This window comes from Mycobacterium hainanense, assembly GCF_041890355.1.
Taxonomy (GTDB): Bacteria; Actinomycetota; Actinomycetes; order Mycobacteriales; family Mycobacteriaceae; genus Mycobacterium; species Mycobacterium hainanense.
Window position 1 is genome coordinate 1,372,508 of sequence record NZ_CP169059.1, and the last position, 24,515, is coordinate 1,397,022.

The following is a 24,515-nucleotide window of genomic DNA, read 5'->3' on the forward strand; positions in this document are numbered from 1 at the left end:
AAGATTGCCTTAAGCGACCGCTAACTCCAAGCCCGCCGGCGCGAGCTGGCAAGCCCGTGCCGGCAGAACGTACCCTGGTGTCATGCCGCCGACTGTTGACATGGGGATTCCCGGCGCGTCCAGCTCGGTAGCCAGCGATCCAGCCCGCAAGCGAGTGCTTCTGGCCGAGCCGCGTGGTTACTGCGCGGGCGTGGATCGGGCCGTTGAGACCGTCGAACGTGCGCTGGAAAAGCACGGCGCCCCGGTGTATGTGCGCCACGAGATCGTGCACAACCGGCACGTGGTGAACACGCTGGAGCAGGCCGGCGCCGTGTTCGTCGAGGAGACCGACGAGGTGCCCGAGGGCTCCATCGTGGTGTTCTCCGCGCACGGCGTGGCGCCGACGGTGCACGCCGCGGCGGCCGAACGCAACCTGCACACCATCGACGCCACCTGCCCGCTGGTGACCAAGGTGCACAACGAGGCCAGGCGGTTCGCCCGCAACGACTACGACATCCTGCTGATCGGCCACGAGGGCCACGAGGAGGTCATCGGCACCGCCGGGGAAGCCCCCGACCACGTCCAGCTGGTGGACGGGGTCGCCGCGGTGGACAACGTGACGGTGCGAGACGAGAACAAGGTGATTTGGCTCTCCCAGACGACGCTGTCGGTCGACGAGACGATGGAAATCGTTGACCGGCTGCGGCAGCGGTTCCCCAAGCTGCAGGATCCGCCTAGCGACGACATCTGTTACGCGACGCAGAACCGGCAGGTCGCCGTCAAGGCGATGGCCCCCGAGTGCCAGCTGGTGATCGTCGTCGGGTCGCGGAATTCGTCGAACTCGGTGCGCCTGGTCGAGGTGGCGCTGGGCGGCGGCGCCGCGGCCGCCCACCTCGTCGACTGGGCAGACGACATCGACCCGGCGTGGCTGGAAGGGGTGACCACCGTGGGCGTCACCTCCGGTGCGTCAGTCCCCGAGGTCTTGGTGCGCGGCGTGCTGGAGCGGCTGGCCGATTACGGCTACGACGTGGTGCAGCCCGTTACGACCGCGCAGGAGACGCTGGTGTTCGCCCTGCCGCGCGAGATCCGGTCTCTGCTCTGACACCTCGGGCGCCGCAGGGCGCTCAGCCGTCGTATTCCCAGGACTCCGTCGGTGGCCGCTGAGACCGGCCATACGTCCGCGACCGGTTCCGGCGCTCCGGGCGACGTTCGGCCGCGGGCTCGTCGCCCGCGCGCCGGTAACGGACCTGCGAGATGGGGTGATGCGTCCCGCCGTTGCCGTTCGGTGCGGCGCGGCGTCGCCTCGGCTCGTAGGCGGGCTCGTAGCGGTCGTAGCTGTCGAATCGGCCGAACGACTCCCCGGGCTGGTCGTACGGCTCCCCGAAACGGCTGCTCCGCGGCGCGGGCCGCTCGTAAGGCCGCTCGTAGGGGTTGCGCCGGGTGCGCGGCTCCCGCCGGCCTTCACGGGGCGATTGACCCCGTGGGTCCGGGTCGGCCTCCGGCCGGGGCCGGCGGCGCGACCGGCGGGGCGATTCCGCGGCGTCGTAGTCTCGGGCGGCCGCCGAGCCCTTCCGACTGCGCCGCTCGCCTGGTTCCGCCGCGTCGTCCAGCGGTTCCCGCGTGCGCCGGGAGTGGGCTCGGGCGGAGCGGGTGGTGGACCGCTCGCCGCGCGCGGTCCGGCGGGCCCGCGCCGAGGAACCGGCCCCGCGGCTGCGCCGCGCCTTGGCGGGCGTCGCCTCCTCGGCGTCGTCCTCCCCGGCTTCCGGACGCAGGAGCGACTGCAGTTTGGCGACGAGGCCGCCGAGGACCGACGTGCCGGATTCCGCGTCGTCGGAAGTGTGCGCTTCTTCCGCGGTCGGCCGGTGTGACATCCCGAAATACCATCTGACCAGCCCGATCAGCAGCACGATGCCGGCGGTTCCCAGCATCAGCGGGAAGCGCTCGATCAGGGGATAGCCGCAGTTGATCAGCAGATCTTTGAGATGGCCGACCTTGGCGTCGTGGAACAACCAATACGCGGCGGGCACCGCGCAGAAGAGGATCAGCGGGGGCTGGATGACCGCGGTGAACAGCCCGTCCTGGCGTACCGCGAGCACCGCCGCCACGCAGCCGGCTATATAGAAGCCGGCGAAGACGTGGGTCAGCTCCTTGTGGCCGGCGTCGATTCCGTATCCGATCGCGGTGGCGGTGACGGCGAGGAGCAGAGCGGCATACCACGGCACACCTGGGATATTTGGGTGGATCGACCGGTGGGAGGCTTCCACCGTCGACGTTGCCCGCTGTCCTGACACATGTTGACCGTACCGGCAATGGGCCGAAAGCCCCGTAAATACCCTGTAGCGATCCCGGGCGTGCCACGCCCCGGAGGCCGCGAGGCGCTCGAAAGGTCCACGACGACCCTCGTTACCCGCCGACCCCTAGACTTGGCTCCCTGTGAGCCTGAGCCTGGGAATCGTGGGTCTGCCGAACGTCGGCAAGTCGACTCTGTTCAACGCGCTGACCCGCAACGACGTGGTGGCGGCCAACTATCCGTTCGCGACGATCGAACCGAACGAGGGCGTCGTTCCGCTGCCCGATCCGCGGCTGGACAAGCTGGCCGAGCTGTTCGGGTCCGAGCGCACCGTGCCGGCGCCTGTGACGTTCGTCGACATCGCCGGAATCGTGAAGGGCGCCTCGGAGGGGGCCGGTCTGGGGAACAAGTTCCTCGCCAACATCCGGGAGTGCGACGCGATCTGCCAGGTGGTTCGGGTGTTCGCCGACGACGACGTGGTGCACGTGGACGGCAAGGTCGATCCGCGCGCCGACATCGAGGTGATCGAGACCGAGCTGATCCTCGCCGACATGCAGACCCTCGAGAAGGTCGTGCCGCGGCTGGAGAAGGAAGCCCGCAACAACAAGGAACGCAAGCCGGTGCACGAGGCCGCCGTCGCCGCGGAGGCGGTGCTGGATTCGGGCAAGACACTGTTTGCGGCCGGCGTCGACGCCGCGCTGCTGCGCGAGCTGAACCTGATGACCACCAAGCCGTTTCTGTACGTGTTCAACGCCGACGAGTCCGTGTTGACGGACGATGCCCGCAAGGCCGATCTGTCCGCGATGGTCGCGCCCGCGGACGCGGTGTTCCTAGACGCGAAAATCGAGGCCGAACTGCAGGAGCTCGACGACGAGTCCGCCGCCGAACTGCTGGAGTCCATCGGGCAGACCGAACGCGGGCTCGACGCCCTGGCCCGCGCGGGCTTTCACACCCTCAGGCTGCAGACCTTCCTCACCGCGGGCCCAAAAGAGGCCCGCGCGTGGGTGATTCACCAGGGCGACACCGCGCCGAAGGCGGCGGGTGTTATCCACACCGATTTCGAAAAGGGCTTCATCAAGGCCGAGATCGTGTCCTACGACGACCTGATCGCCGCCGGTTCCATGGCTGCGGCCAAGGCCGCCGGCAAGGTCCGGATGGAGGGCAAGGACTACGTCATGGCCGACGGGGACGTGGTCGAATTCCGGTTTGGATCAACGTCTACATCGAAAGCCAAGGCATAGGCCCTTCCGGCTGGACAGGTGTCCAGTTATCGTGACCTCACGCTGATGGAAGGGAGATGGGGCAGAGATGAGCAAGGTTCCGAGCCGGGAGGCTCGCTTAGCGCACGCGTCCAAGCACGCCGATCTGTGGAATGCGGGCAAGAAGGACGAGTGGGTGGCGTCATGGCGCACCATCTGTCCCGGCGAGGTCCGCATGTTCGACCCGGTCGGCACCGAGGAGAAGCACGGTTTTGCCACCGCCACGTCGGACGCTTTCGACATGTTTCAGTCGATCCTCAGGATCAAGATGATCACGGTTCAGGTCAATGGGAACGAGATGGCGTGGGTGTGCGAGAACCACTTCGGCACCGAACCGAACGTCGGCGTTGCATACAGCATCGAGACCTTCGCCTGGGACGACGACGGAAACCTGCTCATCAAGACCTACTATCCGATGCCGGAATCGGTTGGTGGCGACGCTGACCCGTATGCCCATCTGCTGGAAGGACAGCAGTAGTCCGCGGGCCGACGGCGACGTGGTGGAGTTCCGGTTCAATGTCTAAGGCTCGATGAGTTCTGCCGATCACGCAGGTCTCTAATACCGTGGGAATCCTCTGTTACACCGCGACGGTATCTCTCGACGGCTACGCTGCCGACGCCAGCGGCGACTTCCAGTGGTCGGCCCCGAGCGATCCGGTGTTCGCCGCCCATGTCGACCGCATGGCTGAGGTGTCGACCGAAGTGTTAGGGCGGAAGACTTTTGCGCTGATGCAGTACTGGGAGACCGATCCAGAGAACGAAGAGTGGGGCTCGGCGGAACAGGAGTTCGCCCAGCGCTGGCGGGGCATCCACAAAGTGGTGGTTTCGTCGACGCTGACGCGCGAAGCGGTCGAGTCGGACCGTGTCCGTCTGGTACCCGAACTGCCCTTGGCCGAATTGAAGCGGATCGTCGCGCAGTCCGAGGGCATAGTCGAGATCTTCGGACCCACCACCGCGGCCGCTGCGATCCGAGCTGGCCTGATCGATGAGTTCCAGTTCTTCGTGGTGCCGAAGATGGTGGGCGCAGGCCTACGTGCCCTACCTGACGGTGTGCGCCAGGACCTGAGTCTCGCCGGGCACAGCGTTTTCGACGACGGCACGGCGCACCTGCGCTACCTGTCTCAACGAGACGTTGCTCGGTGACTGAGTGCGGTGGAGTTCCGGTTCGATCTGTAGCCGACTCGCGGTCCCTCGGCAATCAGGTGTGGGTGCCGACGTTTATCACCCGCCCGGACGAATCGCGGTAGAAGAAGCGGCGTACACCCCACTCCTCCGAGGACAACGGGTGCACGATGTCAAGACCGGCCGCGACGGCTGCCGCGTGGGCGGCCACGACGTCGTCAACGAAGACCGAGACGTCAGGGTTGACCGGGGCCGTCGCATCAGTGGTCATCAGACCGATCTGACGGCCGGCGTGGTCGGCGAGGAAAGCGATCCATCCCATATCCATCACAACTCGCATGCCAAGCACGGCGGCGTGTTCCTTTATTCCGATGGAGACGTCTTCGACACTCAGGATGGGGGCGATTCGTTCGATCTTCATGCCGCCACAGAAGCATCTCCACCGATCCCGGTCCAGACGCTGAACGGAAGCCGAACTTCGTGGAGTTCCGGTTCAACGTGTAGCCGTGTTCTGATCAAACGCCTGAAGTGGGTGGTGCCGGCGGCCGCTTCCCGTCTGCGACGATGTAGCCGATGGTGAAACGCCGGTCGCGAGGCGTGGGAGGTTGTTGATGGACGATTACACCGAGCCGCATTGGGGCACAGCGGCGCTCGTGGTGATTGACCTCCAACGCGATTTCCTTGATGACGGTGTTTTTCCCGTGCCCGGCACGTCGTCCGTCGTCCCGAATGTCATCGAGCTGGCCGGAGCTTTTCGATCGGCTGGGCGGCCTATCGTTCACGTTGTCCGTCTCTATGAGCCAGGCGGGTCAGACGTGGACCTCCCTCGACGTCGCGCCGTAGAGGAAGGTGCCCGGCTCGCCGTGCCGGGTTCGAGTGGCGCTGAGCCAGCAGACGGGGTCCTGCCACCTGCGGTCTCTCTTGACGCGGCGCTTCTTGCCGACGGACGCCTACAGCACGTCGGGAGCAGAGAGGTGATCATGTTCAAGCCTCGCTGGAGCGCATTTCACCGCACTCAGCTCGAGCAGTGGCTTCGCGGGGAGGGCTGCGACACGGTGCTCGTCGCCGGCTGCAACCTACCGAACTGCCCGCGTGCGACATTGTTCGATGCCAGCGAGCGAGATTTCCGAACGGCGCTCGCCACCGATGCGGTGTCGCAGATCAGTGATGAGAGGCTTGCGGATCTCGCCCGTATTGGGGTGCGGCACTACAGTACGGCGGACGTAGTTGCCGCCCTGTCGACTGTGAACCGATGATCAGGCCGATGAAATTCCGGCTCTTCTTGTCTCGGACAGCCCGCTGCTGGTTAGACCGAGGACCGCTTCGGGAGCCTTGGCCCTATGGGACGAACTGACACCGCCTCGTTGGTGATCGCTGCCCCGCTGAGTCGGGTTTACAGAGCGCTGGTGGAACCCAAGTCACTTGTCGAATGGCTTTCGCCGCAAGGGATGTGCGGGAAGTTCGACCATTTCGACGCGCGGCCCGGAGGGTCTTACCGGATGACGTTGACCTATGCCGAGCCGCCCGATGCGGGCGGCAAGTCAAGCGACGAGTCGGATGTCGTGGTTGCTCGGTTCGTCGAGATCCTGCCCGATGATCGGGTCGTGCGGGCCGTCGACTTCGAATCCGACGACCCCGCTTACGCGGGGACGATGACCATGACGTGGGCGGTTACAGCGCTGGGCGCTGAGAGCACCCGTGTCGACATCCGGGCCGATGACGTCCCACCAGGCATCTCGGCGGACGATCACGTCGACGGTCTGCGGTCGTCGTTGAGCAATCTCGCGGACTACCTGACGGGTTGTCAGGCCGATCATGTTTGACGGCACCGTCGAGAGGGAGATGAGGGGGCACGATGCGGTGGCGTGGCGTCTGTCATATTGAAATTGCCGTGTTGGACTATGACGACTCGATCGCTTTCTACGATTCGCTGTTCGGCTGGCTCGGCTACAGCAGCTTCTCGTCGCTGAACATGGAGTATCAGTCGACGTATTACATGACGCGGGGTGTCAACCCGCACAGCTACATCGGGATTCAGCCCGCCCGTACCGGAGCGAAGCTGGCACACCGCGACCAAGCGGTCGGAATCAACCACATCGCGTTATGGGCCCGGAGTAGGGGAGAGGTCGACCGTTTCCATCGTGAATTCTTGATCGGACGGGATGTCCCTGTCACCGACGAGCCGAAGGAATACCCCCAGTACTGGCCTGGCTACTACGCTGTGTTCTTCGACGACCCGCTCAATGGGATCCACTGGGAGTTGGCGTGGGTACCGAAAGTTCCTACCCCACGCCAACTTTGGTCGTTCTATCGAGCAATTCACGCTTTCGCCAGGAGTCGGCCAGACCTGGCGAACACCGTGCCAGGCGTTGTCTGGCAGGCGAGGAGAACCCTGCCTGCCCGGTACCCTGCGGCACCGGCTCCGCCTCGAAGGTAGGGCCGCCGCCCGCGCGGTTCTCGTCTCGCACCCGGGCAGGCCGGACCGACACGCCCCATCCTGCCCGAGGCCGACTATTGCCCGGCGCAACGGAATTCGCTGCACCCGTAACCCCGCAGGGCACAACGCATTTCAGCATCGGCGGCGGAGCGGTGAGCGAGCTCGGACGTGGCGGACGGGAAGCCCGTCCGCCGGCTAGCGCGATTCCAGCCGAAAGATCGGAAGGTCGCGGCCCGCGGGCGCCGCCTTGTCCCGGTACTCGGCGTATCCCGAGTAGATCCGGTTGGCCAATTCGAATAGTCGGGCGTACTCGCCGGGATCGGTGACCTGCCGCGCGGTGAAGCGCTCGCCACCGAATTCGCAGTCCGGATGCGCCTTCAAGTTGTAGTACCACTGCGGGTGTTTGGTGCCGCCGAAGTTGGAGGCCAGCAGGATGACGTCGGGACCGTCATGGAAGTAGGTGAGTTGCACCTCGCGCCTCTGACCGGACTTCGCGCCGGTGGTGACGAGCGGCGCGTTGATGATCGAGCCCATGTTGACCCGCCCGCCGGTGAGGCGGAACAGGTACGGATCGGTATGGCGTGCGATGTGGCGGGCGATGAACTGTCCCGCTCGCGAACGTCCGAAGCGAACGCTTGCCCGATACAGCGGGCCCCGGGGCTTGTGCGGGTCCACGTACCTGAGCGGCATGCCCCGACCATACTGGGCTCGGCCGCGGAAGGTTTGGGGCTTGCTTGGATTTCGGTGCCGGGAAATGCTCTAGGGATGGGTGAACGTGTGTGGCCGTGCGTCCGGGGGTTCGGGCAAGCCTTGACGGGCGGCACGTTGGCGTTGGCCGCGCTCGGGCTGGCCGGGGGCGTGGCACACGCGGCCCCGACCGCCCACTGGTGCCCGGGCACTGTCTGGGACCCGAGCTGGGGCACCGTTTACAACTGGGACTGGGGTAAGTGCCACGACTGGCAAGGCCCGGCGGGCCAGAGTTTCCCGACGGGCGCGGGGCCGTGGGGGCCGGCGCCGATATGGGCTCCACCGCCGCCGCCTCCCCCGTCGTGGGCGCCCGGGGCCAAGCTGATGTGGAACCCGACCGGGCCCGGCAACTGGGGATTCTGGAACAACGGCATCTGGACTCCGGTCTAACCCGGCGTCCTTGTCGGTGGTGCTTCGTAGCATGCCCTCGTCGCACGCGCTCGCACGTCACCGCAGCCAGGAGGGCCCAATGAAATTCGTTTCCACCCGCATCATCACCGCCGATGTCAGACGGCTCGTCGATTTCTACGAGATCGTCACCCAGGTTCCCGCGGTATGGGGCAACGAGCTTTTCGCCGAGATCGCCACGCCGGTGGGCACGCTTGCGATCGGCAGCGACAAGACGGTGCCGCTGTTTGCGGCCGGATCCGCCGAACCCGCTGCCAACCGCAGCGCGATCGTGGAATTCCTGGTCGACGACGTCGACGCGCAGTACGAGCGGCTGCGCGAACACGTGGGGGAGGTCGTGACCGAGCCGACCACCATGCCGTGGGGAAACCGCGCGCTGCTCCTGCGGGATCCGGACGGGAACCTCGTCAACCTGTTCACCCCGGTGACCGAGGAGGCCCGCGTCAAGTTCGGATTGTGATTGGCACGCGACCGCGTTGGATGACGACGTGGCGACTCACCCGGTGAGGTGACAAGGCTTCGGCCGATGCGCCTCGCGCACCCGTGCGCGCGGTGCCCTCGCGGCGTTATGGTTTAGCTCGTGGCCGTTGAGGACAGCCCCGAAACACCCTCAGAATTCGACCGCGAGGCCGACGCGCTCGATAAGCGCGAGGAGAGGCTCGAAGAGCGCGAGGCCGAAGTCAAAAGGCGTGAGTGGCTGGCGGGTAGACGGGACCGGCTCGCCGACCAGCGAGACCGCGTCGCGGACGATCGCGAGCGTCAAGCGGACGAGCGGGAGCGGCGCGCGGACGAACGCGAGGGCACGGCCGAACAGCGTGAGCGTGGCCGGCTCGAGCGCCTGGACGAACAGGCGATGCGTAAGGAGGCGACGGCCCGGCGAGAGCAGGCCAGCATCGACCGGGAGATGGCGCAAACCGAACGCGGACCCGACTACACCTGAGTCCGCGCGTTTGCTGCTGGCCGGACCCGGCGCGGCGCCACGTTTGCTAGAAGTGCGGCGGACGCCATTGTCCGCGTTGCGAATGATGTAGGCCACAAATTTTGGTGAACAATAGTTGCCATTGCTACCGTCCCCGGCCATGGTAGTACTTGCAACATTGATGTCATTGATTAATCAGGTTTCCGGGACGCCTTATATTCCGGGTGGAGATTCTCCCGCTGGAACGGATTGCTCAGGACTCGTTTCGTGGGTTGCCAACGCAGCATCCGACAGGCCAGTCTTCGGCAACCGGTTCGACACCGGAAACGAAGAAGCGGCGTTGTTGGCACGGGGTTTCCAGTACGGGACCGCCCCCAACGCGCTAGTGATCGGATGGAATGGCGGTCACACGGCCGCGACGCTGCCGGATGGGACCCCGGTCGCCAGCGGCGAACGCGGTGGCGTGCACATTGGTGGTGCGGGCGCCTATCAGGCCGGGTTCACCCACCACATGTTCCTGCCGATGCCGCCCGATGGCGACGGCGCCCTTCCTCCTCCGCCGGACGCGCCGCCCCCGCCGCCCGACGCGCCGCCCCCGCCGCCCGACGCGCCGCCGCCGCCGCCGGAGGCGCCGCCCGTGTTGGTCGACGCGGCGGCCCCGGCACCGCCCCCGCCAGCGCCGGAATTGCCGCCCGGCGATCCCGGAATTGCGAATCCTTAACGAATTGAATTCGCGAGGGATTCGATTCGGCGCACAGGTTATTTCCGCGGTATATGGCTCGGGGCTCCGACAAAGTGAAATAGCTCAGAAGTCGTCGGATTTGTGACCTAGCCCACTTGAAGCGCCGGTCGGAGCTGCCCGCGAATTGTGTGGAAACGAAGCGAAGTGTGCCTCGGGCGTCGATCCAGACGTCCGGGGCACACTTTGCTGACCCGCCTGTGGCGGACGATCGATATGCTGGCGCTGCGCCCGTGTCGAGCGGGCGCAGCTTCTCCCAGCGAGCGAGGCGGAAACCGGCCATGATCTTCATCGTCGTCAAGTTCGAGACCAAGCCCGAGTGGACGGACCGCTGGACGGATCTGGTCGCCGCGTTCACCGCGGCAACCCGCGCCGAGGACGGCAACCTGTGGTTCGAGTGGTCGCGCAGCCTGGACAACCCGGCGGAGTACGTCTTGGTGGAGGCTTTCCGTGACGACGAGGCGGGGGCGCTGCACGTCAACAGCGATCACTTCAAGCGGGCGATGCAGGAGCTGCCGCAGGCCCTCACGTCCACCCCGAAGATCATCAACCAGACCATCGACGCCACGGGATGGTCGGAACTGGGCGAGATGTCGGTCGGCTAGCTAACCGACTTCGGCTACGGTCACGGTGATTTCGCCGCCCAGTTGGTAGCCCGTCGCCAGCGGAAGCGTGTCACCGCTCCAAAACTTGCCGGGGTCGAACCAGTTCGCGTCCTTGTCCGTGTTGAGCAAACCCATTTCCTCGTAGGTGATCGCCACCGCCTCCGCGCAATAGGCGGTGGAGAGGCTCATCTTGCGTTCCTCCCGGCGACGCCGGGTCTGCTCGCGAACCTTGCTGTCCACCAACGGGATTCCCCGTACCCAGTCGTTGATGGTCGGGAGCCGGCCGCGGAACCAGCGACCGGTGAGCCGCGCGGTGGTGGGAAACGCGGTTCCGTCCATCCGCGCGATCACCCGCAGCAGCTTGTTCTCCTGCTCGCGGGTGGGGTTGGGCGTCAGCTGGCGCAGCCAGCACCGCTGCTGGTACCGCTGCGTCCACTGCAGGATGGCCTGACGCAGATCGTTGAGCTGCACGCCCCGGTGGTTGGTGCCCGTCCACAGGTCGACGAGCTTGTCGCCCAACTCGGCGTGCCAGATCAACGGCGGCAGGTCGTCGATGGCCACCGTCATACCGACGTGGTTCACCGGTGCGTTCGTCAGCGTCTGAATGGCGCGGTCGGGCCCGGAGCGGCCGCGAAACAACCAAAGATCTCCGGTGCGAGTCTCAATCAGGGCTTGATCGAGGGTCAGCGTCATGAGCGTGTCGATGCCTGTGTCCGGTTGCAAGAGCACACAAGTTAATCACAGCCCGCATACGCTGGTATTCATGCGCAGAGTGTGGAAGTGGGTTGGGCTGGCCGGCGTCGCCGGTGTCGTCGCCGGCGGCGCGCTGGTGGCTCGCGACCAACGCAAACGACGCGCCTACACCGCGGACGAGGTCCGGTCGCGGCTGCATCAGCGGCTGGCCGAGTACGACGGGGAGGGCTTTCAGTCCAGGTCGGGATCGGCCGGCGCCTCCACGGCGAACAACGAATAAGTCCCCGAGAAGCCCTTCAGTTCTACCTCGCGGCCCTTGTCGAAGTGGATGTCGTCGCACTCGGAAAGGGCGTCCCGCACAGGCTGACTCACCAAGATCTCGCCGCCCGCGGCCTGGGCCGCCACCCGCGCCGCCATCGCGACGTTGCGGCCGAACAGATCATCACCGCGGCGCACCGACCGGCCCATGTGAATACCGATTCGAACGCGAATCTCCTCGTGCCGCTTGCGTTTTGCGTCCTTGCGCAGCGCGTGCTGCAGGTCGATGCCGCACCGCACCGCCTGGTCGGCGCGGGAAAAGGCGATCATGAAGCCGTCGCCCTGGCTCTTCACCACGTGACCGGACCGTCGCTGCACCAGGTCCGACACCAGCTTGTCATGTGCGCCAATGAGTTTGACCCAGGCGCGGTCACCGATCCGCTCGTTGAGCGCGGTCGATTCCTCGATGTCGGAGAACAGGATCACCACCCGGCCGTCCGGGGTGACCTTGGCCAGGTCGGGTCGTTCCACTTCCGCCCAGTCGGCGAGATCCTCGATCGAACCGCGCACGGCGGCGCCGAAGCCTTCTTTGCGGACCACGTTGGCGGTGTTCCACACGGTCTTGAGGGCCTCCCGCCCGCCCGACAGGAGCCAGCTGCGGGTGTCGGTCCGGTGCCGCAATTCGTCGATCTCCTTGCGGCTGCGCACCAGCAACCGCGAAAGCACGGCGAGCGCGACCGCTTCGATCACGGCGATACCGGCCAAGACGTACACCGTGATATGCAGCGCATCACCCACGCAAGCATCCTGCCAAGGCGCCGACGGCTTGCGGTTGTCGGGCCTGTGTGCGGTGTCTAGTGTTAGGTCCGACCGCCGCGGGTAGTGAGTCTAAAGAGCCAACGACTTCGGAGGTGCGGGCTTGGCTGACGGCGGGGACAACTCTTCCAACAAGCTGGTGATCTTCGGCATCACCGGCGATCTGGCGCGCAAGATGACCTACCGCGCCTTATACCGACTCGAGGCCCGCAAGTTGCTCGACATCCCGATCGTCGGCGTGGCCAGTGACGACATGCCGCTCGAGAAGCTGATCGAGCGCGCCCGCGAGGCCGTCCAGGGCTCCGGCGAGGAGTTCGACGACGCAGTCTTCGACCGGCTCGCCGGCCGGCTGTCCTACCTGCACGGCGACGTCACCGACGAAGAGCTGTACGGCCGGCTCGCGAAGGAGATCGGGAAGGACTGCCGGCCGCTGTACTACCTGGAAATGCCGCCGTCCCTGTTCGCGCCGATCGTCGAAAACCTCGCCAAAGCGGACCTGCTGGAATGCAGCCGTGTCGCCGTGGAGAAGCCGTTCGGCCACGACCTGGCCTCGGCGCGCGACCTCAACGCCCGGCTGCGCGCGGTGCTCGACGAGGACCAGATCCTGCGGGTGGACCACTTCCTGGGCAAGCAACCCGTCGAGGAGCTGCAATACCTGCGGTTCGCCAACAACGCCCTGGCCAAGCTGTGGGACCGCGACAGCGTCTCCGAAATCCACATCACCATGGCCGAGGACTTCGGCATCGAGGACCGTGGCAAGTTCTACGACGCGGTGGGCACCCTGCGCGACGTCGTGCAAAACCATCTGCTGCAGGTACTCGCGCTGGTCGCGATGGAACCCCCGGTCGGTCCCAGCGCGGACGACCTGAACGACAAGAAAGCCGAGGTGTTCCGGGCGATGCCGGCCCTGGATCCGCAGCGGTGCGTGCGCGGCCAGTACCGCGGCTACACCGACGTCGACGGGGTGGCGAAGGATTCGCAAACCGAGACCTACATCGCGCTGCGGACCGAGATCGACAATTGGCGCTGGGCCGGTGTGCCGATCTTCCTGCGCGCGGGAAAGGCGCTGCCGGAGAAGGTGACCGAGGTGCGGATGTTCCTGCACCACGTTCCGGGATTCTCGTTTCTGCCGAACCGCCGGCCACCCGAGCCCAACCAGATCGTGTTGCGCATCGATCCCGACCCCGGGATGCGGTTGCAATTGTCCGCCCAGGTCGGCGATGGATGGCACGACGTCCATATGGACTCGTCGTTCGCCGAGGATCTCGGGGAAGCCGTGCGGCCCTACGAACGGCTGCTGTACGCCGCGCTCACCGGGGACCGGCAGCTGTTCGCCCGGGAAGACGCCATCGAGGAGACGTGGCGGATCGTGCAGCCCGTGCTGGACAAGCCGAGCCGCATCCACCCCTACGACCAGTGCTCGTGGGGGCCGGAGGCGGCGCAGTCACTGCTCCACGGTCATAGCAGCTGGCAAGAGCCGTGGCTGCCCAAGCGCACGTCGTCACAGTAAGGAGAACGGGAAGAGATGCAGCTCGGGATGATCGGACTCGGCCGGATGGGCGCCAACATCGTCCGGCGCGTCGCCAAGGACGGACACGAATGCGTGGTCTACGACCACAACCCCGACGCGGTCAAGGCGATGGCGGGGGAGGAGCGGACCACCGGTGTGTCGTCGCTGCAGGAGCTCGCCGAGAAGTTGACCGCACCGCGGGTGGTCTGGGTGATGGTGCCGGCCGGGACCATCACGACGGGCGTCATCGAGGAGTTGGCCAAGACGCTGGAGTCCGGCGACATCGTCATCGACGGCGGCAACTCGTACTATCGCGACGACATCAGCCACGCAAAAATTCTGTCCGAGAAGGGAATTCATCTCCTCGACTGTGGCACCAGCGGTGGCGTGTGGGGCCGGGAACGCGGCTATTGCCTGATGATCGGCGGTGACGACGAGGCCTTTCTGCACGCCGAACCCATCTTCGCCAGCGTCGCTCCCGGGGTGGAGGCGGCGCCGCGCACGCCGGGCCGGGACGGCGAGGTCGCCCGATCGGAGAAGGGTTACCTGCACTGCGGACCGTCCGGCGCCGGCCACTTCGTCAAGATGGTGCACAACGGCATCGAGTACGGCATGATGGCCTCGCTCGCCGAGGGGCTGAACATCCTGCGCAACGCCGACATCGGCAAGCACGTGCAGGAGGGTGACGCCGAAACGGCGCCGCTGTCGAATCCCGAGTTCTACCAATACGACTTCGACATCCCCGAGGTCGCCGAGGTGTGGCGCCGGGGCAGCGTCATCGGCTCCTGGCTGCTGGACCTGACCGCGATCGCGCTGCACGATTCGCCCGATCTCAAGGAGTTCTCCGGGCGGGTGTCCGACTCCGGGGAGGGGCGGTGGACCGCCATCGCGGCGATCGACGAAGGGGTGCCTTCGCCGGTGCTGACGACGGCGCTGCAGTCCCGGTTCGCCTCGCGGTCGCTCGATGACTTCGCGAACAAGGCGTTGTCGGCGATGCGCAAGCAATTCGGCGGGCACGCCGAGAAGCCGGCCAACTAGTGGCGCTTGACGAACTTCACCACGGCGTCGCTGAACGCGTCGTTGTCGTCGCCGGCCGCGGTGTGTCCGGCGTTGGACAGCTCGACGAACTCCGCGCGGGGCACCGTGGCCAGGAAGTGCCGAACGCCCTCGGGGCTCACGACGTCGGACAGCTTCCCGCGGATCAGCAAAACCGGGATCGACAGGTGCTTCGCGGCCTGCTCGAAGTTCTCCGTGCGTAACTCGGGATCGTCGCCGGGCTTGGTCATGAACGCCGGATCCCAATGCCAATACCAACGGCCGTCGCGCAGGCGCAGGTTCTTCTTCAACCCCTCGGGGCTGCGCGGCTTGTCCCGATACGGCAGGTAGGCGGCGACGGCGTCGGCGGCCTCCTCCAGCGAGTCGAAACCGTCCAGGCCGCTGATCATGAAATCGCGGATGCGGGCGCTGCCGCCCTTCTCGAATCGCGGCACCACGTCGACGAGGACCAGCCGCGTCACCTTCGCCGGCCCGGCGCGATGGGCGGCGAGGATGCCGGTCAGCCCGCCCATGCTCGCCCCGATGATCATCACCGGCCGGCCGATCGCCTCGATCACCTGCAGGACGTCGGCGGTCAGGGTCTCGACGTCGTAGTCGGCGTTGGGCGCGCGATCGCTGTCACCGTGTCCGCGGCTGTCGAGCGCCACCACGTGCAGGCCCTCGTCGGCCAGTCTTTGACCGGTGTTTTTCCACGAATGCCGGTTCTGGCCGCCACCGTGCAGCATCAGGACGCTGGGCCGGCGCGCGCCGTCGGTCCCGCGATTCCATTCGTCGGCAACCAGCCTGATCCCGCCGGCTCCGGAAAACTCGACCGTCTCGGGTGTACTGGTGACGGTGCTCATGCGACCTGACGTTACATAGCGCGTATATGCACCGTTCGCCGGGGCGACGACGCGATGAGTTTTTGTCCTGGCCGGGGTCTACCAGGACGACACCCAAGAGCCAACAAGGAGGCCGCCGCCCATGCCATCGATCACCCCGTCGTTGTGGTTCGACCACGACTTGGAGGAGGCAGCCAAGTTCTACACCTCGGTTTTCCCGAACTCCCACATCGAGGGCTTCAACCGGACCACCGAGGCCGGGCCCGGCGAACCGGGCACCGTCCTGTCCGGCAGCTTCGTGCTGGACGGCACCCGGTTCATCGGAATCAACGGCGGCCCGCACTTCCGGTTCACCGAGGCGGTGTCCTTCACCATTCACTGCAAGGATCAGGAGGAAGTCGACTACTACTGGGAGCGGCTGACCGATGGCGGCGAGGAATCGCAATGCGGCTGGTGCAAAGACCGCTTCGGCTTGAGCTGGCAGATCGTCCCGGACCGGCTGTACGAGTTGATCGGTGGTTGCGACCGGGCGCGCGCGGCGGCGGCCACGCAAGCGATGTATGGCATGCGCAAGATCGTTATCGCCGAATTGGATCGCGCAGCCGCGCAGGCATAGCGAAACTCCCTGTCCCAGCTGCGTTTTGACCGCTTCCGGCATGCGGTCGGTGCGTCGTGGACCCACACGCGTTAGGTTGGTCCGTGCGGACGCGCCGAGCAGGGAGTGAACATGGGTGAACCGGGCTGGATCGACGTGCCGAGCCCTGCCGGGAACCTGAAGGCACTCACCTGGGGGCCCGGCGACGCCCCCCTTGCGTTGTGCCTGCACGGCTTCCCCGACACGCCATACGGATTTCGCAAGATCGCGCCCCGGCTCGTGGAGGCGGGCTGGCGGGTGGTGGCCCCCTTCATGCGCGGGTACGCGCCGTCCTCGATCCCGGCCGACGGCAGCTATCACGTCGGCGCGATGATCGACGACGCCCTGCGGGTTCGTTCGGTGGCGGGGGGCACCGACGGTGACGTGGTGATCGGCCACGACTGGGGCGCGATCGCCACCACCGGCCTGGCCGCCATGCCCGACAGCCCCTTCACCAAGGCGGTGATCATGTCCGTGCCGCCGTCGGCGGCCTTTCGTCGCCGGGCCGGCGCCGGCGAGCGCGCCCGGCTGGTGGCACACCTGGCGCGCCAGCTGTTGCGCAGCTGGTACATCATGTACTTCCAATTGCCTTGGCTGCCAGAGCGTTCCGAGTCGTGGGTGCTGCCGCTGCTGTGGCGTCGCTGGTCGCCGGGATATCGGGCCGACGAGGATCTGCGCCACGTCGACGCGGCGATCGGGACCCCGGAGAGCTGGCGCGCGGCGCTGGGACCCTACCGCGCCACGATCCGCAACACCCGGCCGCCCGCGCGGTATGCCAAGCTCAACGAGCTGTGGACCGAAGAGCCCGTGTGGCCGTGCCTGTACCTGCATGGCCGCGACGACGGCTGTATGACACCGGCTTTCGCCCGCTGGGCGGAGAAGGCGTTGCCGCCGGGCAGCGAGGTGGCCATTGTCGAACATGCGGGGCACTTCCTGCAGCTCGAACAGCCTGACAAGGTCGCCGACCTGGTGCTCGGGTTCATCGGCTCGCCCGGCTGAATGGCCGCGCAGCGGATGGCCGCCGTCGATGCGCAGTTCTACTGGATGTCGGCCAAGATTCCCAGCGACGAGTTCTTGCTGTACGCGTTCGACGGCGAGCCCGCGGACTACCCGGCCGCCGTCGAACAGGTCCGCAGGAGGGCCGGCGCCGAGCCGGCGCTGACGCTGCGCGTCCGCGAGGGCAGTCCGCTGACCTACCCGCAGTGGGTGCCGGCGGCCGTCACGCCCGAGTGGGTGGTCCGCCACGACCTCGACGACCAGACATGGGCCGGCTGCCTGGCGGCCGTCGTCGCCCTCGCCGGTGACCAACTTGACGTGCGCCGGACGCCCTGGCGGCTGCACGTCTTCACCCCCGTGCGGGGCGTCCCTGGCGCGATCGGGGCGGGCTCCGTGGCGGTATTGCAGGTTCCGCATGCGCTGGCCGACGGCGCGCGAGCAGCGGCCATGGCGGCCTGGCTGTTCGGCAGGCCCGATCCGGTGCCTGCGGTGCAGCGCCTGCGTGCGGGGTTCCTGCCCTGGCGAGCCGCGCGGGCGGCGCGGGCCCACCGCCGGCTGGTGGCCGAGACCCGCGCCGGGCTACTGGCCCCCCGGCCCGGTCCGCGGCCCCTGCTGGCGACGAACGCGCGCCCCGGCGCGGTCCGTTCGGTGCGCACGCTGGTGCGACACCGCACGGACTTGCGTGGTCCCACCGTCACCGTGGGCGCGCTGTCGGCGATCTCCACGGCGCTGTCCCACCTGGTGGGCGATGCAGCCGATACGCTGGGCGCCGAAGTTCCGATGGCCAAACCCGGTGTGGCGTACGCGCACAATCACTTCGGGAATGTCGTCGTGGGCCTGCACCCGGGGCTGGGGCTCGAGGCCCGCGACGAGCGGATCGCGACGGAGCTTGCCGACGGCCGGCGCCGCTTCGCGCACCAGGCGACGCGCTACGCCGACCGGGCTTTCGCCGCGGTTCCCGCGCCCCTATTGCGCTGGGGCATAAGCCAATTCGACCCCGACATTCGTCCCACACAGGTGTCCGGCAACACCGTCGTGTCCAGCGTCAACCGCGGGGCGGCCGATCTGACCTTCGGCGGTGCCCCGGTGGTGCTGACGGCCGGCTACCCGGCGCTGTCGCCGGCGATGGGGCTGACGCACGGCGTGCACGGCATCGGCGACACCATCGCGATCAGCGTGCACGCCGCCGAGACGGCCGTTCCCGACATCGACGCGTATCTGGAGTTGCTCGACGCGGCGCTGTAGCTACTGCGCGTCGCCGGAGCGGGCCGCTTCCTCACGCGTCAGGCCGACCGCGGCGATCAGCTCCTCATGCAGCTCGAACCACACGGTGTGGTAGGAGTCGATGAGCGGCCTGGTCAGCCATGCGGTGTCCCCGCCCCGCACTTTGCCCAGCGCCGCAGCAAGTTTCGTCGAGTAGGCGTTCAGCCGGGGCAGCTGCGCCGCGGCCGCCGTGATGATCGGCTGCACGCGGGCGTGCACATCGTCGAGGCGGGCCAGCACCGCGGCGTCGTATTCCGGGTCGTCGTGGGCGTTGGGAGTGCCGCTGGGGCCGCCCTTGAGCTGCCAATCGGTCACCACGGCTTTGAAATCGGCGTTGACGGAACGAAAGTCGTCATAGGCCGCCGCGATCGCGGCCCGGTCGACGCCCCTGCGCTCCTCGTCGAGCAGCGCCGCAAGCCGGTCACGCCCGCCGGGCGTGATTCGCACCGTCGCACCGTCGGCGAGCAATCCCGCCGCGGTCAGCCGTTCGACGGTCGTCGTGACGTCGGCAAGGTCGGAGTTCAAGGTGGCGGCCAGGTCGGCGGGACGCACCCGCCCCTTCAGCCGAACCGCTTGCAGCACCGCCAATTCGCTCATCGGTCCGTCCCGTCGGCCAGGCGCAGGGCGGTCAGCATGACGATCAGCGGGGTGGCCGAGACGACGTCGGTATGCCCGTTCTTCAGCGCCGCGGCCACCGCGGCCTCGGTGTTGTCCTCCAGCCGCAAGTGGCCGCCACCGGTGTGGGCGCGCAGCGGGCTGATCCGGCGGGCGATGTCGGCGAGCTCGCGCAATTCGGGCGTGTCGTTCTCCGACCATGCGGATAGGCTCAGGTTGCCTTCGCGGACTTCGCCTTTCGCGCCGTCGACGGTGATCAGTTTACCGGCCAACGAGGCGGCCACTCCGGGGCCGCAACCCACCACGGCCACACGCCCGAGTTCCCGGCTGACCACCGCCGCGTGGCTGGCCGCGCCGCCGACCTCGGTGACGATGCCTTGCGCGGCAAGCATGCCCGAAACGTCTTCGGGCCTGGTGTGGTCGCGCACCAGGATCACCGACTCGCCCCGTTCGGCGGCATCGAGCGCCTCGTCGACGTCGGTGTAGGCCTTGCCCGACGCCACGCCCGGACAGGCCGGCAACCCTGTGGCCAAAACCTTCGCCGCCAAGCGCGTTCCCGGCTGCAGCGCGGGCATCAGCAGGGTCTGCACGTGCGCCGGCGTCACGCGCCGCAGCGTCTCGGCGTCGTCGATCAGCCCCTCGTGCCGCAGCTGCAGCGCCAGGCGCACGGCGGCCTGCGCCGACCGCTCCGCGCCCCGAGTTTGCAGCAGCCACAGCTTGCCGTCCTCGACGGTGAACTCGATCTCTTGGACGTCGGACTCGAGCCGCTCCAATCTTCGTGCGGCGTCCATCAACTCGTCGTAGACAGCCGGCTGCTCGTCGCGAAGGGCGCTGATGGGTTCGACGTCGACCGATCCGGACACCACGTCATCGCCCTGGCCCCCGGGCAGCCATTCGCCCAACGGCTCGTTGTCCCCGGTAATCGGGTTGCGTGAAATCAGCACGCCCGCACCGGAATCGGGACCGCGGTTGCCGAACACCATCGCTTGCACGACGACCGCCGTGCCGCTCTGCTCGTCGACGCCGGAATGGGCGCGGTAGGCGACCGCGCGGGGTGAGTTCCACGAGGCGAACACGGCCTCGATGCCCGCGCGCAGCTGGACGTAGGGGTCGGGGGGCACCGCCTCGTGCTCGGCTGTGCCCACGATGCGCCGATACATCCGGTCGAACCGCCGGCGGGTATCGCGGGCGAATGCCGGGGCCGTGGCGGCCAGCGCCTGCTCGGCTTCATCGTTCATGCCGAGGTCAAGGATCGTGTCCATCATGCCCGGCATCGACTGGGTTGCCCCGGAGCGCACGCTGACCAGCAGTGGATGCGGGCCCCGCCCGAACGCGCGCGAGGTCTGCGCTTCCAGCCAACCCATCCGGTCGAGCACGTCGTCCCAAATGGCGTCCATCGCCGCCCGGGGATCGGCGAGGTACCGCAGGCCCACCTCTGTGGTGATACAAAACGCGGGCGGCACCGGCAGACCGTGGCGGCGCATCGCCTCGATGCCGTGGCCCTTGTTGCCCAACAGCTCCCGCGGGTGACTCGCTGTGCCGTCCAGTAACACCACGGATTGCCCGTCAGAAGCGGCCCCTGACGTGTGACGGCGGGCACCGCGTGCGATACGAGCCGTGGTGCACCCCCTTGTGATCAGCTGTCGAAAGGCCAACGTCGGAACGCCCGCAATGTTCCCACATGGGCCGACGGAGTTAGCTGATCGGCGGTCATGTTATCCGGCCCGCCCCCATGATCTAAGTTTGCAGGTATGACTCCCTACGACGTCGGGTTACTCATCCTGCGGCTGGTACTGGGCGTGACGTTGGCCGCGCATGGCTACAACAAGTTTTTCGGCGGCGGGCGCATCCCGGGTACCGCGCGGTGGTTCGAGAGCATCGGCATGAAGCCGGGCAAGTTCCACGCCACCGTGGCCGCCACGACCGAGATGGCGGCCGGGCTGGGCCTGGCCGCCGGTCTGCTGACACCGATCCCGGCGGCGGGCTTCGTGTCGTTGATGCTGGTAGCAGCCTGGACGGTGCACCGGGCCAACGGGTTTTTCATCGTCAAGGAGGGCTGGGAATACAACTTGGTCCTGGCCGTCAGCGCGATCGCCGTGGCCACCCTGGGCGCCGGCAAGCTCAGCCTCGACTACGTCGTCTTCGGCCACAACTGGATGGACGGCTGGCGCGGCCTGTTGATCTCGTTGGTTCTCGGCCTCGCCGGCGCGATCGGCCAGTTGGTGATCTTCTACCGGCCGCCCGCTAAGCAGGCTGGTTAGCTAGGGATCCTCCTCGTCGGACGCATGTTCGAAACTGACCCGCGCCGCCAGGGAATTGACGCAAGTGATTCGGACGGGCCCTAGGCGACCGCGGCGGTCTCGGCCTCCCGGACCTCAGCGGCCGCACGCTCACCGGAGCGGATCGCGCCGTCGATCCACCCACACATGATGGCCGAGCTCTCGGTGCCGGCCCAGTGGATACGCCCACACGGCTCGCGCAGGGTATAGCCGAATTCGGTCAGCACGCCGGTCGGTGCGTGCCCGATCATCCCGCCGCCAGAGTATTGCTCGATGGTCCAGTTCTGCTCGTGGTACTCCCGCGGCGACCTCGCCTTCTCGCCGAACCGGTCGATCAACTCGCCGACGAGCGCCGCCCTTCGCTCGGCCTCGTTGAGCTTCGTCAGCCGCCGCGCCGCGCGCCCTTCGGTGATGACACACATGACGCCGGGGTCGCCGGTGTCGGTGCAGGCGTCGATCGTCAGGGTGGCTGGGGAACCCGGTGCGGCGGACTGGCCGGACAGCCCGTCCGCGCGCCAGAAGGGCTCGTCGTAGACGATCGACGTCTTGATGACCGCGCCGCTCGGCATGCGCTGGTGCAGCATCGCCCGGTCCACCGGCAGCATCGGGTCGTAGACGATCGAGGGGGCGACCGCCAGCGGTATCGCCACGATGACCCGCCGGGCGCGGATCGTCAGGTCGGCCGCTGTCACCGTCACGCCGTCGGCGTCTTGGGCGATATGGCGGACCGGTTGCGAAAAGTGCAGCGCGTCGCCCAGTTCGGCCGCGATGGGACCGTAGATGGCGCCCATTCCGCCGACCGGGCGGGCGTCCTGGGAGCCGCCCTTGCCCGAGATCGCGAACGTCAGCCCGCCCGCCGACGCCGTCTGCAGCAACCCCCACAGCAACGACGTCTCTGACGCCGCCGAGGTGTAGAGGCCGGCAAACGCCATGTCCAGCATCTCGCGGGCCTGCTTGGACATGGTGCTCTGTTCGATCCACTCCCCGACGCTGATGCGGTCCCACTCGGCCGCCTGCTTGGCATCCCAGGGGGCTTCCCGCGGAAGCGTTTTGGCCATCTTCTCGATGGACAACAAACCAACACCGAGGTTGGCGACGGCCCACGGGCTCATCGTCCAGGGGACGGTGCCGCCATAGCGGTGCTTCTTGCCGTCGACGATCATCATCGCGTCGCCGTCGTTGTGCTGCTTGTACTCGGCGACGCCGAATTCGCCCATCAGCGCGTAGATCCGGTCCTGGCCCGGTCCGATCCACGCGCCGCCGCGATCGATCCACGTGCCGTCGGGACGGTATTCGGTGAAGGTGCGGCCGCCGACCCTGTCGCGCGCCTCCAGCAAGGCCACCGAATGGCCGGCCCGTTTCAGCCGCAGGGCGGCCGTCAGACCGGCGAAACCCGCTCCGACCACGCAGTAATCGACGTCTGACACGGCCGTCTCCTCAACCTGTGTTCCGCCCCAGCAGCAAACTACACCGCGGGCGGTTCCGGTGGTGGTCGGTTAACTCAGATTTCTGCGCGCCTTCTTGCCGGCCATAAGGTGCGGATTTGTGTTGACGCATACGGTTCGCGCACGGCGCAGCTCCGACGACTTTCCCCGCGACGAGCACCTGGCGGCCAAGATCGCCGAGGTCGCCGCCGACCCGGTTGCCGTCGAGCCGGCAACCGCGGAGATGGTGGCGAACCGAATCATCGACAACGCGGCCGTCAGCGCCGCCGCCGTGCTGCGCCGGCCCGTCACGGTGGCACGGCAGCAGGCGCTGGCCCATCCGGCGCCGCGCGGGGCCAGTGTTCTCGGCGTCGACGGAACCTATTCGGCGGAGTGGGCGGCCTGGGCCAACAGCGTCGCCGTGCGCGAACTCGACTTCCACGACACGTTTTTGGCCGCCGAATACTCCCACCCCGCCGACAACATTCCCCCGCTGGTCGCGGTGGCCCAACAGCTGGGACTGCCGGGCACCGACCTGATCCGCGGCGTGGTCACCGCTTACGAAATCCAGATCGACCTGGCCCGCGGAATCTGCTTGCACGAACACAAGATTGACCACGTCGCGCATCTGGGACCGTCCGTGGCCGCCGGCATCGGGACCATGCTGCGGCTGGATACCGACACGATTTACCAGGCCGTCGGGCAGGCGCTGCACCTGACCACCAGCACCCGCCAGTCGCGCAAGGGGCTGATCTCCAGCTGGAAAGCCTTCGCCCCCGCGCACGCGGGCAAGGTTGCCATCGAGGCAGTGGATCGGGCGATGCGCGGCGAGGGATCGCCGGCGCCCATCTGGGAGGGCGAGGACGGGGTGATCGCCTGGCTGCTGGGCGGCCCCGACCGCGAGTACCGGGTGCCGCTGCCCGCTCCCGGCGAGCCCAAGCGCGCGATCCTGGACAGCTACACCAAGGAGCACTCGGCGGAATACCAGAGCCAGGCGCCGATTGACCTGGCGCGGCGGCTCCGCGACCGGATCGACGACCTCCGCGACATCTCGACCATCGTGCTGCGCACCAGCCACCACACCCATGTCGTGATCGGGACGGGCTCGGGGGATCCGCAGAAATTCGACCCGGACGCGTCGCGGGAAACGCTCGACCATTCGCTGCCCTACATCTTCGCCGTCGCGCTGCAGGATGGGAGCTGGCACCACGAGCGGTCTTATGCCGCCGAGCGGGCCCACCGGCCGGACACGGTCGAACTGTGGCACAAGATTTCGACGGTCGAGGATCCAGGGTGGACCCGCCGCTATCACTCGCCGGATCCGGCGGAGCAGGCGTTCGGGGCGCGGGCCGAGGTCACGCTGAACAGCGGGGAAGTGATCGTCGACGAGCTGGCCGTCGCGGACGCCCATCCGTTGGGTGCGCGGCCGTTCCGGCGTCCGCAGTACGTCCAGAAGTTCACCGAGCTGGCCGGCACCGTCGTGGAACCGGCTGAGCGGGAGAGGTTTTTGGCCGCGGTGGCCGCGTTGGCCGACATGCGGGCGGGCGAGCTCGGGGCGTTGAATCTTCGGGTCGACCGCGGGGTGCTCGAGCGGGCGCCGGCGATCGCACCGGGCATCTTCAGTGAGTGAAATCGCGTGTGCGTC

The 24,515-nt window shown here is 67.4% G+C and carries 29 protein-coding genes; 20 read left to right on the forward strand and 9 right to left on the reverse strand.

The genetic code is table 11. From position 1 onward, the window contains the following. Nucleotides 1-82: 82 nt before the first annotated feature. Nucleotides 83-1,081 carry a 4-hydroxy-3-methylbut-2-enyl diphosphate reductase gene (locus ACEL92_RS06585; protein WP_374024825.1) on the forward strand — a complete coding sequence of 333 codons (999 nt, stop codon included), beginning with the start codon at nt 83-85 and terminating at the stop codon, nt 1,079-1,081. A gap of 22 nt (nt 1,082-1,103) precedes the next feature. Here the strand turns inward: ACEL92_RS06585 and ACEL92_RS06590 are convergent, their stop codons facing one another. After that, nucleotides 1,104-2,270 (reverse strand): DUF6542 domain-containing protein, encoded by a 1,167-nt coding sequence (locus tag ACEL92_RS06590; RefSeq protein WP_374024826.1) that lies wholly within the window; start codon nt 2,268-2,270, stop codon nt 1,104-1,106. Nucleotides 2,271-2,412: 142 nt separating this feature from the next. On the opposite strand from ACEL92_RS06590, the gene ychF reads away from it, so the two are divergent. The 3 genes from ychF (at nt 2,413) to ACEL92_RS06605 (ending at nt 4,671) form a co-directional block, all read left to right on the forward strand. After that, complete coding sequence (gene ychF, locus ACEL92_RS06595) at nt 2,413-3,510, forward strand: redox-regulated ATPase YchF (protein WP_374024827.1); 1,098 nt, start codon at nt 2,413-2,415, stop codon at nt 3,508-3,510. Nucleotides 3,511-3,577: 67 nt separating this feature from the next. Continuing rightward, the gene (locus ACEL92_RS06600) at nt 3,578-4,006 is read left to right on the forward strand and encodes a hypothetical protein (RefSeq protein ID WP_374024828.1); all 429 of its coding nucleotides are present in this window, start codon (nt 3,578-3,580) and stop codon (nt 4,004-4,006) included. 86 nt (nt 4,007-4,092) lie between these two features. Continuing rightward, nucleotides 4,093-4,671 carry a dihydrofolate reductase family protein gene (locus ACEL92_RS06605; protein WP_374024829.1) on the forward strand — a complete coding sequence of 193 codons (579 nt, stop codon included), beginning with the start codon at nt 4,093-4,095 and terminating at the stop codon, nt 4,669-4,671. Nucleotides 4,672-4,726: 55 nt separating this feature from the next. Here ACEL92_RS06605 and ACEL92_RS06610 read toward each other — a convergent pair whose 3' ends face one another. Then, nucleotides 4,727-5,071 carry a VOC family protein gene (locus tag ACEL92_RS06610; protein WP_374024830.1) on the reverse strand — a complete coding sequence of 115 codons (345 nt, stop codon included), beginning with the start codon at nt 5,069-5,071 and terminating at the stop codon, nt 4,727-4,729. Between the two features lie 190 nt (nt 5,072-5,261). Here ACEL92_RS06610 and ACEL92_RS06615 point away from each other — a divergent pair, with 190 nt between their 5' ends. The 3 genes from ACEL92_RS06615 to ACEL92_RS06625 all read left to right on the forward strand — a co-directional run bounded on the left by ACEL92_RS06615 (nt 5,262) and on the right by ACEL92_RS06625 (nt 7,087). Continuing rightward, nucleotides 5,262-5,906 carry a cysteine hydrolase family protein gene (locus ACEL92_RS06615; RefSeq protein WP_374024831.1) on the forward strand — a complete coding sequence of 215 codons (645 nt, stop codon included), beginning with the start codon at nt 5,262-5,264 and terminating at the stop codon, nt 5,904-5,906. An 84-nt stretch (nt 5,907-5,990) separates the two neighbouring features. Beyond that, nucleotides 5,991-6,473, forward strand: a complete 483-nt coding sequence (locus ACEL92_RS06620; protein ID WP_374024832.1) for an SRPBCC domain-containing protein — start codon at nt 5,991-5,993, stop codon at nt 6,471-6,473. Between the two features lie 32 nt (nt 6,474-6,505). After that, entirely contained in the window at nt 6,506-7,087 is a 582-nt protein-coding gene (locus ACEL92_RS06625) for a VOC family protein (protein ID WP_374024833.1), read from the forward strand. Nucleotides 7,088-7,282: 195 nt separating this feature from the next. On the opposite strand, the gene ACEL92_RS06630 is transcribed toward ACEL92_RS06625, so the two are convergent. Further along, a complete protein-coding gene (locus tag ACEL92_RS06630; protein WP_374024834.1) occupies nt 7,283-7,777 on the reverse strand; it encodes a nitroreductase family deazaflavin-dependent oxidoreductase in 495 nt (164 codons plus the stop codon). A 75-nt stretch (nt 7,778-7,852) separates the two neighbouring features. On the opposite strand from ACEL92_RS06630, the gene ACEL92_RS06635 reads away from it, so the two are divergent. From ACEL92_RS06635 to ACEL92_RS06655, 5 genes are all read left to right on the forward strand, one after another. Then, nucleotides 7,853-8,224: a hypothetical protein gene (locus tag ACEL92_RS06635; RefSeq protein ID WP_374024835.1), complete on the forward strand. Its 372-nt coding sequence runs from the start codon at nt 7,853-7,855 to the stop codon at nt 8,222-8,224. A gap of 79 nt (nt 8,225-8,303) precedes the next feature. Further along, entirely contained in the window at nt 8,304-8,702 is a 399-nt protein-coding gene (locus ACEL92_RS06640; RefSeq protein ID WP_374024836.1) for a VOC family protein, read from the forward strand. 120 nt (nt 8,703-8,822) lie between these two features. After that, complete coding sequence (locus tag ACEL92_RS06645) at nt 8,823-9,182, forward strand: hypothetical protein (RefSeq protein WP_374024837.1); 360 nt, start codon at nt 8,823-8,825, stop codon at nt 9,180-9,182. Nucleotides 9,183-9,321: 139 nt separating this feature from the next. Then, nucleotides 9,322-9,882: a peptidoglycan endopeptidase gene (locus ACEL92_RS06650; RefSeq protein WP_374024838.1), complete on the forward strand. Its 561-nt coding sequence runs from the start codon at nt 9,322-9,324 to the stop codon at nt 9,880-9,882. Nucleotides 9,883-10,181: 299 nt separating this feature from the next. Beyond that, entirely contained in the window at nt 10,182-10,505 is a 324-nt protein-coding gene (locus ACEL92_RS06655) for a putative quinol monooxygenase (protein WP_374024839.1), read from the forward strand. Here ACEL92_RS06655 and ACEL92_RS06660 read toward each other — a convergent pair whose 3' ends face one another. Continuing rightward, nucleotides 10,506-11,198 (reverse strand): guanylate cyclase, encoded by a 693-nt coding sequence (locus ACEL92_RS06660; RefSeq protein ID WP_374026105.1) that lies wholly within the window; start codon nt 11,196-11,198, stop codon nt 10,506-10,508. 70 nt (nt 11,199-11,268) lie between these two features. Between ACEL92_RS06660 and ACEL92_RS06665 the strand changes: the two genes are divergently transcribed. Then, a complete protein-coding gene (locus ACEL92_RS06665; protein WP_163681016.1) occupies nt 11,269-11,478 on the forward strand; it encodes a hypothetical protein in 210 nt (69 codons plus the stop codon). Here the strand turns inward: ACEL92_RS06665 and ACEL92_RS06670 are convergent. Further along, nucleotides 11,430-12,254 carry an adenylate/guanylate cyclase domain-containing protein gene (locus ACEL92_RS06670; RefSeq protein ID WP_374024840.1) on the reverse strand — a complete coding sequence of 275 codons (825 nt, stop codon included), beginning with the start codon at nt 12,252-12,254 and terminating at the stop codon, nt 11,430-11,432. The genes ACEL92_RS06665 and ACEL92_RS06670 overlap by 49 nt on opposite strands. Before the next feature lie 121 nt (nt 12,255-12,375). Between ACEL92_RS06670 and ACEL92_RS06675 the strand changes: the two genes are divergently transcribed. Then, a complete protein-coding gene (locus ACEL92_RS06675; protein ID WP_374024841.1) occupies nt 12,376-13,782 on the forward strand; it encodes a glucose-6-phosphate dehydrogenase in 1,407 nt (468 codons plus the stop codon). A 15-nt stretch (nt 13,783-13,797) separates the two neighbouring features. Then, nucleotides 13,798-14,820, forward strand: a complete 1,023-nt coding sequence (gene gnd / locus ACEL92_RS06680) for a phosphogluconate dehydrogenase (NAD(+)-dependent, decarboxylating) (RefSeq protein ID WP_374024842.1) — start codon at nt 13,798-13,800, stop codon at nt 14,818-14,820. Here the strand turns inward: gnd and ACEL92_RS06685 are convergent. Next, on the reverse strand, nt 14,817-15,680 hold the full coding sequence (locus ACEL92_RS06685; RefSeq protein ID WP_374024843.1) for an alpha/beta fold hydrolase: 864 nt from the start codon (nt 15,678-15,680) through the stop codon (nt 14,817-14,819). The two genes, gnd and ACEL92_RS06685, sit on opposite strands and share 4 nt — an antisense overlap. Before the next feature lie 121 nt (nt 15,681-15,801). Here ACEL92_RS06685 and ACEL92_RS06690 point away from each other — a divergent pair, with 121 nt between their 5' ends. From ACEL92_RS06690 to ACEL92_RS06700, 3 genes are all read left to right on the forward strand, one after another. Then, complete coding sequence (locus ACEL92_RS06690; protein WP_374024844.1) at nt 15,802-16,275, forward strand: VOC family protein; 474 nt, start codon at nt 15,802-15,804, stop codon at nt 16,273-16,275. Between the two features lie 111 nt (nt 16,276-16,386). Then, nucleotides 16,387-17,292: an alpha/beta fold hydrolase gene (locus ACEL92_RS06695; RefSeq protein ID WP_374024845.1), complete on the forward strand. Its 906-nt coding sequence runs from the start codon at nt 16,387-16,389 to the stop codon at nt 17,290-17,292. Further along, nucleotides 17,293-18,534: a WS/DGAT domain-containing protein gene (locus tag ACEL92_RS06700; protein ID WP_374024846.1), complete on the forward strand. Its 1,242-nt coding sequence runs from the start codon at nt 17,293-17,295 to the stop codon at nt 18,532-18,534. Here the strand turns inward: ACEL92_RS06700 and ACEL92_RS06705 are convergent, their stop codons facing one another. Further along, nucleotides 18,535-19,149: a MarR family transcriptional regulator gene (locus ACEL92_RS06705; protein WP_374024847.1), complete on the reverse strand. Its 615-nt coding sequence runs from the start codon at nt 19,147-19,149 to the stop codon at nt 18,535-18,537. It lies immediately after the preceding gene. Next, on the reverse strand, nt 19,146-20,777 hold the full coding sequence (locus ACEL92_RS06710; RefSeq protein ID WP_374026106.1) for a pyruvate, phosphate dikinase: 1,632 nt from the start codon (nt 20,775-20,777) through the stop codon (nt 19,146-19,148). Before ACEL92_RS06710 ends, ACEL92_RS06705 begins: the two co-directional genes overlap by 4 nt. A 141-nt stretch (nt 20,778-20,918) precedes the next feature. Here ACEL92_RS06710 and ACEL92_RS06715 point away from each other — a divergent pair, with 141 nt between their 5' ends. Beyond that, nucleotides 20,919-21,428, forward strand: a complete 510-nt coding sequence (locus ACEL92_RS06715) for a DoxX family protein (protein WP_374024848.1) — start codon at nt 20,919-20,921, stop codon at nt 21,426-21,428. 80 nt (nt 21,429-21,508) lie between these two features. Here the strand turns inward: ACEL92_RS06715 and ACEL92_RS06720 are convergent, their stop codons facing one another. Then, nucleotides 21,509-22,873 (reverse strand): flavin monoamine oxidase family protein, encoded by a 1,365-nt coding sequence (locus tag ACEL92_RS06720; protein WP_374024849.1) that lies wholly within the window; start codon nt 22,871-22,873, stop codon nt 21,509-21,511. Nucleotides 22,874-22,991: 118 nt separating this feature from the next. Here ACEL92_RS06720 and prpD point away from each other — a divergent pair, with 118 nt between their 5' ends. Continuing rightward, complete coding sequence (prpD, locus tag ACEL92_RS06725) at nt 22,992-24,500, forward strand: 2-methylcitrate dehydratase PrpD (RefSeq protein WP_374024850.1); 1,509 nt, start codon at nt 22,992-22,994, stop codon at nt 24,498-24,500. The last annotated feature ends 15 nt before the right edge of the window (nt 24,501-24,515 follow it).

What these genes read in the sequence shown, in the direction of transcription:
- ACEL92_RS06660 (WP_374026105.1), bottom strand. Translation starts at nt 11,198, where the DNA reads ATGACGCTGACCCTCGATCAAGCCCTGATTGAGACTCGCACCGGAGAT.
- gnd (WP_374024842.1), top strand. Translation starts at nt 13,798, where the DNA reads ATGCAGCTCGGGATGATCGGACTCGGCCGGATGGGCGCCAACATCGTC.
- ACEL92_RS06640 (WP_374024836.1), top strand. Translation starts at nt 8,304, where the DNA reads ATGAAATTCGTTTCCACCCGCATCATCACCGCCGATGTCAGACGGCTC.
- ACEL92_RS06630 (WP_374024834.1), bottom strand. Translation starts at nt 7,777, where the DNA reads ATGCCGCTCAGGTACGTGGACCCGCACAAGCCCCGGGGCCCGCTGTAT.
- ACEL92_RS06685 (WP_374024843.1), bottom strand. Translation starts at nt 15,680, where the DNA reads ATGAGCACCGTCACCAGTACACCCGAGACGGTCGAGTTTTCCGGAGCC.
- ACEL92_RS06695 (WP_374024845.1), top strand. Translation starts at nt 16,387, where the DNA reads ATGGGTGAACCGGGCTGGATCGACGTGCCGAGCCCTGCCGGGAACCTG.
- ACEL92_RS06625 (WP_374024833.1), top strand. Translation starts at nt 6,506, where the DNA reads ATGCGGTGGCGTGGCGTCTGTCATATTGAAATTGCCGTGTTGGACTAT.
- ACEL92_RS06600 (WP_374024828.1), top strand. Translation starts at nt 3,578, where the DNA reads ATGAGCAAGGTTCCGAGCCGGGAGGCTCGCTTAGCGCACGCGTCCAAG.
- ACEL92_RS06705 (WP_374024847.1), bottom strand. Translation starts at nt 19,149, where the DNA reads ATGAGCGAATTGGCGGTGCTGCAAGCGGTTCGGCTGAAGGGGCGGGTG.
- ACEL92_RS06715 (WP_374024848.1), top strand. Translation starts at nt 20,919, where the DNA reads ATGACTCCCTACGACGTCGGGTTACTCATCCTGCGGCTGGTACTGGGC.
- ACEL92_RS06700 (WP_374024846.1), top strand. Translation starts at nt 17,293, where the DNA reads ATGGCCGCGCAGCGGATGGCCGCCGTCGATGCGCAGTTCTACTGGATG.
- ACEL92_RS06620 (WP_374024832.1), top strand. Translation starts at nt 5,991, where the DNA reads ATGGGACGAACTGACACCGCCTCGTTGGTGATCGCTGCCCCGCTGAGT.
- ACEL92_RS06665 (WP_163681016.1), top strand. Translation starts at nt 11,269, where the DNA reads ATGCGCAGAGTGTGGAAGTGGGTTGGGCTGGCCGGCGTCGCCGGTGTC.
- ACEL92_RS06615 (WP_374024831.1), top strand. Translation starts at nt 5,262, where the DNA reads ATGGACGATTACACCGAGCCGCATTGGGGCACAGCGGCGCTCGTGGTG.
- ACEL92_RS06650 (WP_374024838.1), top strand. Translation starts at nt 9,322, where the DNA reads ATGGTAGTACTTGCAACATTGATGTCATTGATTAATCAGGTTTCCGGG.
- ACEL92_RS06655 (WP_374024839.1), top strand. Translation starts at nt 10,182, where the DNA reads ATGATCTTCATCGTCGTCAAGTTCGAGACCAAGCCCGAGTGGACGGAC.
- ACEL92_RS06690 (WP_374024844.1), top strand. Translation starts at nt 15,802, where the DNA reads ATGCCATCGATCACCCCGTCGTTGTGGTTCGACCACGACTTGGAGGAG.
- ACEL92_RS06635 (WP_374024835.1), top strand. Translation starts at nt 7,853, where the DNA reads ATGGGTGAACGTGTGTGGCCGTGCGTCCGGGGGTTCGGGCAAGCCTTG.
- ACEL92_RS06585 (WP_374024825.1), top strand. Translation starts at nt 83, where the DNA reads ATGCCGCCGACTGTTGACATGGGGATTCCCGGCGCGTCCAGCTCGGTA.
- ACEL92_RS06610 (WP_374024830.1), bottom strand. Translation starts at nt 5,071, where the DNA reads ATGAAGATCGAACGAATCGCCCCCATCCTGAGTGTCGAAGACGTCTCC.